This window comes from Psychrobacter sp. 72-O-c (assembly GCF_904846605.1).
Classification (GTDB): Bacteria; Pseudomonadota; Gammaproteobacteria; order Pseudomonadales; family Moraxellaceae; genus Psychrobacter.
On record NZ_CAJHBI010000016.1, the window covers coordinates 24660 to 36771 of the forward strand.

The 12112-nt window shown below is 41.6% G+C and carries 17 protein-coding genes; 15 read left to right on the forward strand and 2 right to left on the reverse strand.

Going from position 1 to position 12112, the window contains the following annotated elements:
• Positions 1-19 precede the first annotated feature (19 nt).
• The 9 genes from rpmD (at position 20) to rplQ (ending at position 5354) form a co-directional block, all read left to right on the forward strand.
• On the forward strand, positions 20-199 hold the full coding sequence (gene rpmD, locus JMX97_RS07540) for a 50S ribosomal protein L30 (RefSeq protein WP_201556529.1): 180 nt from the start codon (positions 20-22) through the stop codon (positions 197-199).
• The gene (rplO, locus tag JMX97_RS07545; protein WP_201556530.1) at positions 199-639 is read left to right on the forward strand and encodes a 50S ribosomal protein L15; all 441 of its coding nucleotides are present in this window, start codon (positions 199-201) and stop codon (positions 637-639) included. Before rpmD ends, rplO begins: the two co-directional genes overlap by 1 nt.
• 19 nt (positions 640-658) lie before the next feature.
• Positions 659-1990 carry a preprotein translocase subunit SecY gene (secY, locus tag JMX97_RS07550; RefSeq protein WP_201556574.1) on the forward strand — a complete coding sequence of 444 codons (1332 nt, stop codon included), beginning with the start codon at positions 659-661 and terminating at the stop codon, positions 1988-1990.
• A gap of 31 nt (positions 1991-2021) precedes the next feature.
• Positions 2022-2138: a 50S ribosomal protein L36 gene (gene rpmJ / locus JMX97_RS07555; protein WP_199507783.1), complete on the forward strand. Its 117-nt coding sequence runs from the start codon at positions 2022-2024 to the stop codon at positions 2136-2138.
• Positions 2139-2397: 259 nt separating this feature from the next.
• Positions 2398-2754 carry a 30S ribosomal protein S13 gene (rpsM, locus tag JMX97_RS07560; RefSeq protein ID WP_201556531.1) on the forward strand — a complete coding sequence of 119 codons (357 nt, stop codon included), beginning with the start codon at positions 2398-2400 and terminating at the stop codon, positions 2752-2754.
• 20 nt (positions 2755-2774) lie between these two features.
• A complete protein-coding gene (rpsK, locus tag JMX97_RS07565) occupies positions 2775-3164 on the forward strand; it encodes a 30S ribosomal protein S11 (RefSeq protein ID WP_058368279.1) in 390 nt (129 codons plus the stop codon).
• A gap of 48 nt (positions 3165-3212) precedes the next feature.
• Positions 3213-3854 (forward strand): 30S ribosomal protein S4, encoded by a 642-nt coding sequence (gene rpsD / locus JMX97_RS07570; RefSeq protein WP_201556532.1) that lies wholly within the window; start codon positions 3213-3215, stop codon positions 3852-3854.
• 113 nt (positions 3855-3967) lie between these two features.
• Positions 3968-4975 carry a DNA-directed RNA polymerase subunit alpha gene (locus JMX97_RS07575; RefSeq protein ID WP_201556533.1) on the forward strand — a complete coding sequence of 336 codons (1008 nt, stop codon included), beginning with the start codon at positions 3968-3970 and terminating at the stop codon, positions 4973-4975.
• A gap of 19 nt (positions 4976-4994) precedes the next feature.
• A complete protein-coding gene (gene rplQ / locus JMX97_RS07580; protein ID WP_201556534.1) occupies positions 4995-5354 on the forward strand; it encodes a 50S ribosomal protein L17 in 360 nt (119 codons plus the stop codon).
• Between the two features lie 134 nt (positions 5355-5488).
• Here rplQ and JMX97_RS07585 read toward each other — a convergent pair whose 3' ends face one another.
• Complete coding sequence (locus tag JMX97_RS07585; RefSeq protein ID WP_201556535.1) at positions 5489-6109, reverse strand: L-threonylcarbamoyladenylate synthase; 621 nt, start codon at positions 6107-6109, stop codon at positions 5489-5491.
• A gap of 376 nt (positions 6110-6485) precedes the next feature.
• Positions 6486-7217, reverse strand: a complete 732-nt coding sequence (locus JMX97_RS07590; protein ID WP_201556536.1) for an elongation factor P hydroxylase — start codon at positions 7215-7217, stop codon at positions 6486-6488.
• A 183-nt stretch (positions 7218-7400) separates the two neighbouring features.
• Here JMX97_RS07590 and JMX97_RS07595 point away from each other — a divergent pair, with 183 nt between their 5' ends.
• The 6 genes from JMX97_RS07595 to lysM all read left to right on the forward strand — a co-directional run bounded on the left by JMX97_RS07595 (position 7401) and on the right by lysM (position 12030).
• Positions 7401-7991: a YceD family protein gene (locus JMX97_RS07595; protein WP_201556537.1), complete on the forward strand. Its 591-nt coding sequence runs from the start codon at positions 7401-7403 to the stop codon at positions 7989-7991.
• Between the two features lie 350 nt (positions 7992-8341).
• Positions 8342-8524: a 50S ribosomal protein L32 gene (rpmF, locus tag JMX97_RS07600; protein ID WP_201556538.1), complete on the forward strand. Its 183-nt coding sequence runs from the start codon at positions 8342-8344 to the stop codon at positions 8522-8524.
• 445 nt (positions 8525-8969) lie between these two features.
• Positions 8970-9938, forward strand: a complete 969-nt coding sequence (gene fabD, locus JMX97_RS07605; protein WP_201556539.1) for an ACP S-malonyltransferase — start codon at positions 8970-8972, stop codon at positions 9936-9938.
• The gene (fabG, locus tag JMX97_RS07610) at positions 9935-10663 is read left to right on the forward strand and encodes a 3-oxoacyl-ACP reductase FabG (RefSeq protein ID WP_201556540.1); all 729 of its coding nucleotides are present in this window, start codon (positions 9935-9937) and stop codon (positions 10661-10663) included. The genes fabD and fabG overlap by 4 nt, the downstream gene beginning before the upstream one ends.
• A 271-nt stretch (positions 10664-10934) precedes the next feature.
• Entirely contained in the window at positions 10935-11171 is a 237-nt protein-coding gene (gene acpP / locus JMX97_RS07615; RefSeq protein WP_201556541.1) for an acyl carrier protein, read from the forward strand.
• Positions 11172-11520: 349 nt separating this feature from the next.
• Complete coding sequence (gene lysM / locus JMX97_RS07620) at positions 11521-12030, forward strand: peptidoglycan-binding protein LysM (RefSeq protein ID WP_201556542.1); 510 nt, start codon at positions 11521-11523, stop codon at positions 12028-12030.
• Positions 12031-12112: the final 82 nt, after the last annotated feature.

Genomic DNA, 12112 nt, shown 5'->3' on the forward strand with positions numbered 1-12112 from the left:
TTAGACTAGGCGAGTTACGATGAAAACAATGAAAGTCACTCAATTAAAATCAGGTGCCCATCGCCTCAAGAGCCACAAAGCGAGCTTGAAAGGATTGGGTTTACGCCGTATTAATCATACTGTTGAAGTTGAAGATACTCCATCAACTCGTGGTATGGTAAATCGCGTCAACTACATGGTAAAAGTGGAGGAAGCGTAATGGGACTCAGATTAAATGAATTATCTCCAGGTGTTGGGGCGAAAAAAAATGCCCAACGTCGTGGTCGTGGTATGGGTTCAGGCCTTGGTAAAACTGGTGGTCGAGGCGTAAAAGGCCAAAAATCACGTTCAGGTTCTGGTATTCGCAGAGGGTTTGAAGGTGGTCAAATGCCACTATTCCGCCGTCTGCCAAAATTTGGCTTTACCAGTAAAATGGCAATGACGACTGCAGAAGTCCGTTTGTCTGAACTGAATAAAGTTGAAGGCGACGTGGTTAGCGTTGAAACTTTAAAAGCCGCTAACATTATCCGTCATGATATGAGGCGTGCCCGTATTATCTTGTCAGGCGACGTTACTAAAGCTTATACCTTTAAAGGTGTAAAAGTAACTAAAGGCGCTAAGCAAGCAATCGAAGCTGCTGGTGGTAGCATCGAGGAGTAGTAACGTGTCAAAGCAATCAATGTCATCGGCTGGTATACCGCTCAATCCTTTTGCCTTTATACGTAAGTATGATGAGCTGTGGACGCGTTTACTGTTTTTAATCGGCGCATTGATTGTTTATCGTTTAGGGTCACATATTCCTGTACCCGGTATTAATCCGGTTAACTTGGCAGACTTGTTTTCGCGCAATGAAAACACCATTTTGAGCATGTTTAATATGTTCTCAGGTGGTGCGCTCGAGCGTATGTCTATCATGGCGCTTGGCATCATGCCGTATATTTCAGCGTCGATTATCGTACAGATGATGTCAGCGGTACTGCCGTCACTTGAAGCACTTAAAAAAGAAGGTGAAGCAGGACGGCGTAAGCTAAACAAATATACCCGTCAAGGGACATTAGGTTTAGCTCTCGTGCAGTCATTAGGAATGTGTGCAGGCCTGATCAGTCAGAATTTGACTTTGTCTAGCGGTCTTACCTTTTATATCCCAGCCGTTACCTCCTTGGTAGCTGGTGCTATGTTCTTAATGTGGCTTGGTGAGCAGATTACAGAGCGTGGCGTGGGTAATGGTATTTCAATGCTGATTTTTGCCAGTATTGTTGCCGGTATGCCAGGCATGATTTCGCAATCTATCGAACAGGTCAGTCAAGGTCAGATGAACTTGATTGTACTATTTATCTTTATCATACTAGGGGTCGCGGTGACGGCTGGTATCGTTTATATTGAACGAGCCCAGCGCCGTGTTCCCGTAAACTACGCTCAAAAGCAACAACAAGGCCGTAAAATATATGCTCAGCAGCAGTCACATTTGCCGTTGAAAATTAATATGGCAGGGGTTATTCCTGCTATTTTTGCCAGTTCGTTGTTGTTATTTCCAGCAAGTTTAGGGCAGTGGGTCGGTCATTCAACTGATCCCACCTTTGTACAAAAGATATTGCAGAATATGGCTTTGGTGCTGTCTCCTGGACAGCCGCTGTATTTAGTTCTGTTCGGTGCGATGATTATTTTCTTTTGCTATTTTTATACGGCATTGGTTTTTAGTCCTCGTGAAGTTGCCGAAAACCTTAAACGTAGTGGTGCGTATATTCCAGGCATCCGCCCCGGACAACAAACTCAGCGTTACCTTGACCATGTATTGAACCGACTGACCTTTATTGGCGCGATATACATGACGGTTATTTGTTTAATGCCGATGGTCATCCAGTCAGCATTCGGTGTGCCGTTCAATCTCGGTGGTACGTCGTTACTGATTATGGTGGTTGTGGTAATGGACTTCATCTCGCAGATCCAAGCGCATTTGATGACCCATCAATATCATGATCAGACGTTAATTCAGTCGCCCACTCAATCTTAAATGAGCGGTGCGATATCTTAAGGAGTATGCTATGAAAGTTCAAGCATCAGTTAAAAAGATTTGCGGTAGCTGTAAAGTTGTACGCCGTAAAGGCCGTGTGCATATTATTTGCACATCAGAACCTCGCCACAAACAACGTCAAGGTTAATTGATACTTAGTATAAGGCAATACGCTTATACTATAAATTTAATTAATACTTGAAAAATAACGGCGGATGCGCTATCATCCGCCACTTGCCGTAGTTTGTACTTATGTTTTTTATAGTTTGACTTCATTAGCCAGCTTGCTAAGCAAGTTAGTACGATGAAATAAGCTACTAACGAACAAGTATCGACAGCAATGAATCTGAAAAATAACGCGTTCTTTTTAAGAGTATCGCTTATTTTTCTTTAATGGAGAGAAATCAATGGCTCGTATTGCCGGTGTTAACATTCCGGATAATAAGCATGCTGTTATTTCACTAACTTACATCTTTGGTGTAGGTCGTACTACTGCTAAGAAAATTTTAGAAGCAGTTAGTATTGCCCCTACCACTAAAATCAGTCAGTTAGATGATACACAGTTAGATGCTATCCGTGCACAAATTGCAAATTACATGACCGAAGGTGACCTTCGCCGTGAAGTTTCAATTAATATCAAGCGTTTGGTTGATTTAGGCTGTTATCGTGGTATTCGCCATCGTCGTAACCTGCCTGTAAATGGTCAACGTACGAAAACGAATGCGCGTACTCGTAAGGGTCCACGTAGAGCAATCAAAAGATAATTAACTTAGGAAGCTAAAAGATGGCAAAAGACACTCGTAGTCGCAAGAAGGTGACTCGTCGTTCAGTATCGGAGGGCGTAGCCCATATCCATGCGTCTTTTAATAACACCATTGTTACGATTACCGATCGTCAAGGTAATGCTTTGGCTTGGGCCACCTCAGGTGGACAAGGCTTCCGTGGTTCACGTAAATCTACACCATTTGCAGCCCAGGTTGCAGCTGAAGTCGCTGGTAAAGCGGCTCAAGAATATGGTGTTAAGAATATCGATGTTTTGGTCAAAGGACCAGGACCGGGTCGTGAGTCTGCGGTAAGAGCACTAGGTGCGTTGGGTTATAAAGTTAACAGTATTTCTGATGTAACCCCAATCCCACACAATGGTTGCCGTGCGCCGAAAAAGCGCCGCGTCTAATATTAAAGACGAAGCTTTTTATCCCAAAAGCTTACAGGAGACATGAATATGGCCCGCTATATTGGACCAAAACTTAAATTATCACGTCGCGAAGGGACAGACTTAGGACTTAAGTCTGGCGTTAAACCTTATGACGTAAAAACGAAGAAAGCTGGTCGTCCACCTGGTCAACACGGCGTTAGCCGTAATAAGACCTCAGAATATGCTTTACAGCTGCGTGAAAAGCAGAAAGTTAAGCGTATTTATGGTGTACTAGAGCGCCAGTTTGCAAACTACTATAAAGAAGCTGCTCGTAAGCGTGGCGCTACCGGTGAAAACCTACTAGCCATGTTAGAGCGCCGTTTAGATAACGTGGTTTATCGCATGGGCTTTGGCTCAACTCGCGCCGAAGCACGTCAGCTAGTCAGCCATCGTACTGTTATGGTAAAAAGAGCTGGCCGTGAAGAGTTTGTTCGTGTGAACATTCCTTCAATCCAGCTGCAAGATGGTGATGTCATCGCTATCCAAGAGAAGTCTCGCGAACAACTGCGTATTAAAAACGCTATTGAACTGGCTACCCAACGTGGTATCCCAGAGTGGCTAGATGTTGATCACAGCAAACTACAAGGCACGTTTAAACAAGCGCCTGATCGTATTGATCTACCTGCTGAAATCAACGAAAGCTTAATCGTTGAGCTATACTCTAAGTAACTGACGTTATGACTGATTTTAATACTGATATCAATGAACATTGATGTCAGTAAATAATACCAGTAAATATAAATAACGTTAATTAAACCAGTTTAATAAATCGAGGTGACATCATGATGCTAAATGCAACTGAGTTTCTAACGCCAAACGCCATTAACGTGGATACGGTTAACGAAACAATTGCGAAAGTCACGCTCGAACCGTTAGAACGCGGCTTTGGGCATACCTTAGGGAATGCCTTACGTCGTATTTTGTTATCTTCATTACCTGGCGCTGCCGTTATTGAAGCTGAGATTGATGGTGTTGACCATGAATACTCAACTCTTGAGGGTTTGCAAGAAGACGTACTTGACCTGCTTTTGAATTTAAAAGGCTTGGCTATTACTCTTCATGACCAAAATGAAGTATTTTTGACCTTGGATAAACAAGGTCCAGGCACCATCACTGCCGCAGACATCACTTTGCCGCATAATGTCGATATTATCAATCCAGAATTGGTATTGGGTACATTAAGCGATCGTGGTCATCTTAAGATGCGTTTGCGTGTAGTTATGGGTCGTGGATACGAGCCAGCAAATCAGCGCCGTGAAGATGGCGACACCAAAGCAATTGGCCGCTTAAAGCTTGATGCAAGCTTTAGCCCTGTGCTACGAGTCGCTTATCAGGTCGAGAACGCACGTGTAGAACAACGTACCGATCTTGACCGTCTTATCGTCGAGCTTGAAACTAATGGCACTATTGATCCAGAAGAAGCAATTCGTAAAGCAGCGACTATCTTGCAACAACAGATTTCTATCTTTGTTGACCTAGAAGCTGAAGAAGCGCCTGAGCCTGTGAAAGAAAAAGAAGAGGTTGATCCGGTGCTATTACGCCCTGTGGACGATCTTGAACTAACGGTTCGCTCAGCCAACTGCTTGAAAGCTGAAAACATTTACTATATCGGTGATTTGGTCCAGCGTTCAGAGACTGAACTACTTAAAACCCCAAATCTTGGTAAGAAATCATTAACGGAAATCAAAGACGTGCTAGCATCTAAAGATTTAGAGCTTGGAATGCGCCTTGATAATTGGCCTCCAGCTGATTTACGTGTTGATGATCGCTTTTCTTATCGTAGCCGTTAAACTTTAAGGATATTTGACCATGCGCCATCGTAAGAGTGGAGTCAAGCTGGGTCGTACCGGCAGTCATCGCAAAGCAATGTTCCAGAACATGACCAACTCATTATTTGAGCATGAACTGATTAAAACAACATTACCAAAGGCTAAAGAGTTACGCCGTGTCGCGGAGCCGTTAATTACTATGGCTAAAGACGACAGCGTTGCTAATCGCCGTCTAGCATTCAGCCGTATGCGTAGTAAAGCTATGGTAGGCAAACTATTTGGCACGTTAGGTCCTCGTTACCAAACGCGTCCAGGTGGCTATCTGCGTATCGTAAAATGTGGCCATCGTGATGGTGACAATGCGCCAATGGCTTACGTAGAATTAGTTGATCGTGACTAACTTTACACGCTAACTGTATATTGCATAAAAAAGCTCCAATTTATTGGAGCTTTTTTATGCGCTTGTCTTTTAACTTTTGTATTTAGAATATCTATTTTCGATTACAGTGTTTTTCGTTTATATCCGTCTCTTATCTATAATAACAGTGAACTTACATCGGCAGCACCTTGTCTAATGATTTCTGGTTGGCTGCTAGTCATGTCAACAATAGTAGTCAGTTTGGTAGTTTGTATACCAGCGTTGATCAAACCATCTATCTGATGACCTAATAGTTCTTCGATATCGAATGGATCATCTAATACCCGGTCATGCATGGGTAATATCAGTGAACTGGTTAAAATAGGCTCATCCATCGCTGTCAATAATGCTTGAGCAATCGGATTACTGGGGACACGGATACCAATGGTTTTTTTCTTAGCATGAGCCAGCTTCTTAGGTACGTCTTTAGTGGCGTTTAAAATAAAGGTGATGGGTGCTGGCGTATGGGCTTTAAGCTTTTTAAATTGCACATTGTCGACTGCAGCATAAGTAGCAATCTCACTTAAATCACGACATAGCAAGGTGAACTGATGCTTATCATCAAGTTCGCGAATTTGTTTAAGTTTATCAAGAGCATCTTTAGCCCCTAGACGGCAACCAAACGCATAGCTGGTATCGGTAGGATAGATGAGTAGTTGGTCAGCACGTAATAAGTCAGCGGCTTGCTCAATGAGACGTGGCTGCGGGTTTTCAGAGTGAATGTAGAAGGTTTGCATGACGGCTCCTTATTTAATAATCTTTACAGGTGTTATAATTTTGACTTTGTGCACTTGTGGTTGTTAGTTGAGCATCGCTATTGATCTGATCTGTTTGATTGAAAATGTCTCTTTTCTGATTTTAACTTTTACTTATAATTTCAAAATAGCCATTAGATAGAAATCTTTAGATAAAAATCGCTCATTACTTAGTCAGTATAGCGCTAAAACAAATGTGGGTTATAGGGGCAAGAAGTTACTATTAGTAGGTAATTATTTAGTAAGTAATCATTTGGTAAGTGATTATTTGGTAGATGGCTATTAAATATCACAGACGAGATATAGAATGACAACGAGTACAAAGCGTCGTTGATGGTTTTAAGCTACTAATTTTGAGCTAGTAAGTAGTAGAAACAGTCAACAATGCCCGTAACAGAGTTTTGGCATCGCGAGGGAGGTTTTTAGGCGTTGCAATATACTGAGAGGCTTGTTGATAAACATCTTCAGCAAAAGTACTAGCGCTGGTATCAAAATCAGCAAATAAATTATCTTGTGAAATCCGAAACGGTCGTTTACACGCAAGGGTAAATAAGCACTCTAAAGCTTGTGGCTTAATCTCTAAACGCTCAAAGGCCTGCTGCTGGGCAGCGTTACGACCGTCTGGTGCATACCAGTAGCCAAAGTCAGCCAACTGTCTACGCTTCTCGCCAGCAATACTCCAGTGGCTAAGCTCATGTAAAGCACTGGCAAAAAAACCATGAGCAAATTCAATACGTGCAGGATTGGTATCACAAGCAGGAATATACTCTGGCTCATCATTACCACGAACCAATTGTACCTTTTGGCTGGCAAATAGCGTATCAAATAGCGTTATCAACCAATCAGTAGCGAGTTGTTCGCTGTCCTCAGTATCAGTATCAGTAGTTTGATTCCTATCGTATCGGTCAAAATGGTACAACTGTTGCCCTTGCTGTATTAAATTTTTGAAATATTCCTTTGTATAAGGTTTTATTGGGTCATCAATCTTTTCTATCTCACTTTCCAACTTGACTAATTGTTGCAACAACACCTCAGCATCATTAACGTTCAATAATGTAGAAAAATCAGTATTGGTGTTTTGAGAGATCATAAGTAAACAGTTAACCGAATAAAGAGGCAGATATCAAAAAAACGCGGTTTTTGACTGTGCTTAATAAAAGTATTATCGCGTCAAATGTCAAAAATCGTAACACACTAGCGCTAGCGTCATCTTGAGCTTTCGGTTAGTATGGCAGGCAATATTATACACCGTTTTTGACCAATGAGGCCGTGCATGTCAAGTACTCCAGTAAACAAACCATTAGCGGTTGACACCGATGCTACTCAAGCGCCTATGACAACGCCTATGCCTGAACATATTTCTTTAGACAGGTGGGCTGATAATGGTTTTGAATGGCAAGGTGAGGTGGTGCCGACGACTTTTGAACGTCTGGCTACGCAACTGACCACAGAGCATGAGCAACCAAAATTGCAAATGAAAGCCAATTTATATCGCCAAAACAATGTTCTGCATCTTGCCTTTAAAATAACAGGAGAGATGTGGCTTAACTGTCAACGCTGTTTGCAACCTATAGCAATTGATATCACCGATGATTATGATATTGCATTACTAGATGATGATAGCCAAGTACGCACAGTTGATGATGAGCAAGACTATTTACTATTAAATGAGGTGGTTAGCGATCAGACGCCTGAGCGTTTGTTACCCGTTAAAAAATTAGTTGAAGATGAGATACTGCTCAAAATTCCAATGGCAACAAAGCATGATGATTGTGAGATGGCTGTTGAGCAGGTAGGAGACATACCGGAAGAAGAAAACGAAAATCCATTTGCGGCATTGGCCTCATTAAAAGGTAAGCTATAAGCATAATAGCGCCTCAATGAGCTTAGCTTTTTAGAGCAAACTGTCTCGATTAAAATTAGTTGCCTTGCCTTTTAGCAGTTTTATACATAACAGTGAAAGGCAGGGCTTTATTAATCAGTTAAACATGCGTATAATGTTCCGTTTATTGCATTCTGGCAACACGCTGCTTGCAGGTAGAAACTGATTGAGCGAATTATCTATAGATTTTAGACTCAACCAGTAATTTAATGCACGTGGCAAACTATTTATTAATGATGCGTAAGACTTAGGTTGTTGTGATTATATAGCCTCTGTCAGTATCGATGAAAGCTGAATTTTAAGCTTATCCCTTTAAGTATAGGAGCTATATCATGGCCGTTCAAAAAAGCCGCAAAAGCCGTTCACGTCGTGACATGCGCCGTTCACATCACCGCATGACTGTAGCTGAGCTCAGCGTAGATGCCACCACTGGTGAAAAACATCGTCGTCATCATATGACTAAAGATGGTTTTTATCGTGGTCGTCAGTTGTTCAAAGTCAGTCAAGACGCTTAATCTATTGGTTACATGATAGTTGATGCAGAATTATAGTAGTGGCTATATTAACTAAGATAATTCCTGACAAATATCATTAAGCAATATGCATTGAGTTAACAAAAGCCAAGTTATGTCGCTATCACATATTTTGTGGTCGGATAACTTGGCTTTTTGTTATGTGCTATTTGGCTAACGCCGTATTTTTAGCTCTAATGTTGAGATTGTTCAACCGCTACAAAAATCAGTTATAGCATCAGTAGCGTTTTTCTATACAAATATAAGCTTCGTTTTCTCATCCTCTATAATAATAGTATGCATCAGTGTATAGTTTGCTATTAATCAGCTATGATTGATGACTTGTTAAAATAGCATCTAAGAATAAATTTTCAAAATAGCATCTAATTTTAGAATAACGCCCTTATTCATTTGAGGGATATTTCCAATTACATAAGGAATATTGGCTATGGCATCTGCAACCAATATGACAACAACAAAGTCAACTCGCATCGCGGTTATCTTTCCTGGACAAGGGTCTCAAGTGGTCGGTATGACTACCGAGCTTGCTGAACTCTACCCGCAAATTCAGGATACCTTTACTGAGGCTAGCGCTGCGCTTGGTGAGGACTTGTGGGCAATCTGTCAAAATGAAGAACAGCTGAACCAGACTCAGTATACCCAGCCCGCATTATTGACTGCTAGCATCGCCATTTGGCGTATTTTGCAAGAAAAAATGGATAAAAAACCTTGTTTTTTGGCCGGTCACTCTTTGGGTGAATATAGTGCCCTTTGTGCTGCTGGTGTGATCTCTCTTGCTGATGCGGTACGCTTAGTACATAAGCGTGGTCAGTTGATGCAACAAGCAGTTGAGGGGGTTGATACGGCTATGGCAGCAGTATTAGGTCTAGAAGATCATCGCGTTGAGACTTTGTGTGAGCAGGCGACTGAGCATGTCGATGGGGCAGTTGTTGGTGCGGCAAACTTCAACAGCCCAGGTCAGGTTGTAGTATCGGGTAATGCTGCTGGCGTTACTGCTGTGATTGACAAAGTACAGAATACCGGCAAAAAGGCCATTCCTCTAAAGGTCAGTGTGCCTTCACATTGTGCATTGATGCGTCCAGCAGCTAGCGCATTGGCTGAAGCATTAGCAGCGATTAAATTTGATCAAGCTAATATTCCGGTTATTCAAAACCGCAATGCCCGAGTTGAGACCAGTATTCAAGGTATCAAGCAGGCACTGACCGAGCAGCTAAGCGAGCCTGTGTTATGGTCACAGACCATGCAGGAGCTGGCTGATAAACAAATTAACATCCTAATTGAATGCGGCAGTGGTAATGTACTGAGCAATCTGGCCAAACGTCAAGCGCAACCTATTGCCAGTTACCCGGTAGACAAGCCTGCTCGCCTAGATAAACTAATAGAGGTATTATCATGAGTAGAACGATTACTTTAGTCACTGGCGCCAGCCGTGGTATTGGCAAAGCAGTCGCCAAACGCTTTGCTAAAGAGGGTCATTTCGTCATCGGTACCGCGACCACTGAAAAAGGCGCAACGCTTATCGATGGCTATCTACATGACTCCGGCGGTATTGGTCGTGTTCTAGACGTGCGTGATAGCGCGCAAATTGATAAGCTATTCGAAGAGATTGAAAGTGTTTACGGTGCCGTGCAAGTGTTGGTGAATAATGCGGGTATTACTCAGGATGGTCTGTTGATGCGCATGAAAGATGATGACTGGGAAAATGTTGTCGATACCAATCTGACATCGGTGTATCGGATGAGCAAACGCGCCGTTCGCGGTATGATGAAAGCTCGACGTGGACGTATCATTAATATCAGTTCTGTAGTTGCACAGATGGGTAATGCTGGACAGTCTAATTATGCGGCCACGAAAGCTGGGGTCGAAGGTTTCAGTCGTACGCTTGCGCGCGAAATTGGGTCACGGCAAGTGACCATCAACTGTGTCGCCCCAGGTTTAATCGAAACAGATATGACTGATGATCTTGATGAGCGCCTACTAAATTCTATGCTAGATGCCGTCCCTATTAACCGTCTTGGTCAGCCAGAAGACATTGCTGCTGCGGTACTGTTCTTGGCGAGTGATGAGGCCAGCTATATCACTGGAGCTGTTCTTCCCGTCAATGGTGGAATATATATGTAATTCAAAAAAAGTCATTACATACTTATAATAAAACTTTGTGTGAACGAGTGTAAACTCTAATAAATGGTGCTATAATAACGGATACTTTTATGTCAAAGCCCTGTATGATAGTAGGGCTTTATCGAACATTAGACAAAACGTATAACGTGTTATAGGGTACTAAATCGGCAACACTGATTTGATGAGTGCCATCTTATATAATGCCGTAAGCGTAAAAAATAGCATTATTACAATTTTTTAAAAAATGATAGATGAAAAAGGAGAAGTCTATATGAGTAATGATACCGAGTTAAGAGTAAAATCTGCAGTAGCTGAGCAATTGGGCATGAATGTTGAAGACATTAACAACGAAGCTTCATTTATGGAAGATCTAGGTGCTGATTCATTAGACCTAGTTGAACTGGTTATGTCATTTGAAAGTGATTTTGGCATTACTATTCCTGACGAAGATTCAGCAGAATTGACCACTGTGCAAAAAGCAATTGATTATGTACAAGCTCAGCTATAAGTAGCTGTTGTTTTAGCAGATTCTGCTAAACCGCCTACCCGTCAGGGTAAGCGGTTTTTTTGTGCCTGTCTGTAGGAAAGTTCTGTAAGACTGTCTTTAGCTACGAATACTATAGAGCTAGCTTCAGATATGAATAACTTTATCCGAATTCTATTTACACAAGCCATGTGAATTTAACATTATTCAACATACTCTTACTATGCAAAACTATGCAAGCAGGGGGTCTTTGTTATACTTATGCTCGGTAGCAATGAAGCTGTTATTGAAAATATTTTCAAAAATATCTGATTGTTATTCTGATAAATAATAGACATTGATAACTAATAACAATACTTCAAGGAATTTACACATGGGAATGTTCAGTTTTGCAAAAGACATTGGTGACAAGATTTTTAATCGTGATGATGAAAAACATGATGCTAAAGCAGAAACAAAAGCAGATGCAAATACGCAAGTAAAAGACAATGAACCTTCTGCTCAGTCGGTTGCTAGCCTTCTTCTACGTCGTATTCAACAGCAAAATCTTAACATTAGTAACTTGAAAGTTAAATATAACGGTTCAACAGATACTGCAGAAATCAGCGGTAGTGCTAAAACTCAGGCCGACCGTGAAAAAGCCATTATCGCTATCGGTAACGTGCAGAACGTTGCCAAAGTAATCGATAATATCGATATTGAAGAAGATGCTCCTGAATCCACTATGTACACTGTAAAATCGGGCGATAGCTTGTCTAAAATTGCCAAAGACGTTTATGGTTCATCTAGTGATTATATGAGTATATTCGAAGCCAATAAACCTATGCTTTCTGATCCAGATAAAATCTATCCTGGTCAAGTGTTACGTATCCCTAAGCCGTAATATTATTAAAGCGTTGGCTTTAATGAGCTATATTTTCCATAGTTATTCTACTTAGTGTAGAACGGTTTAGTGTAGAACGATA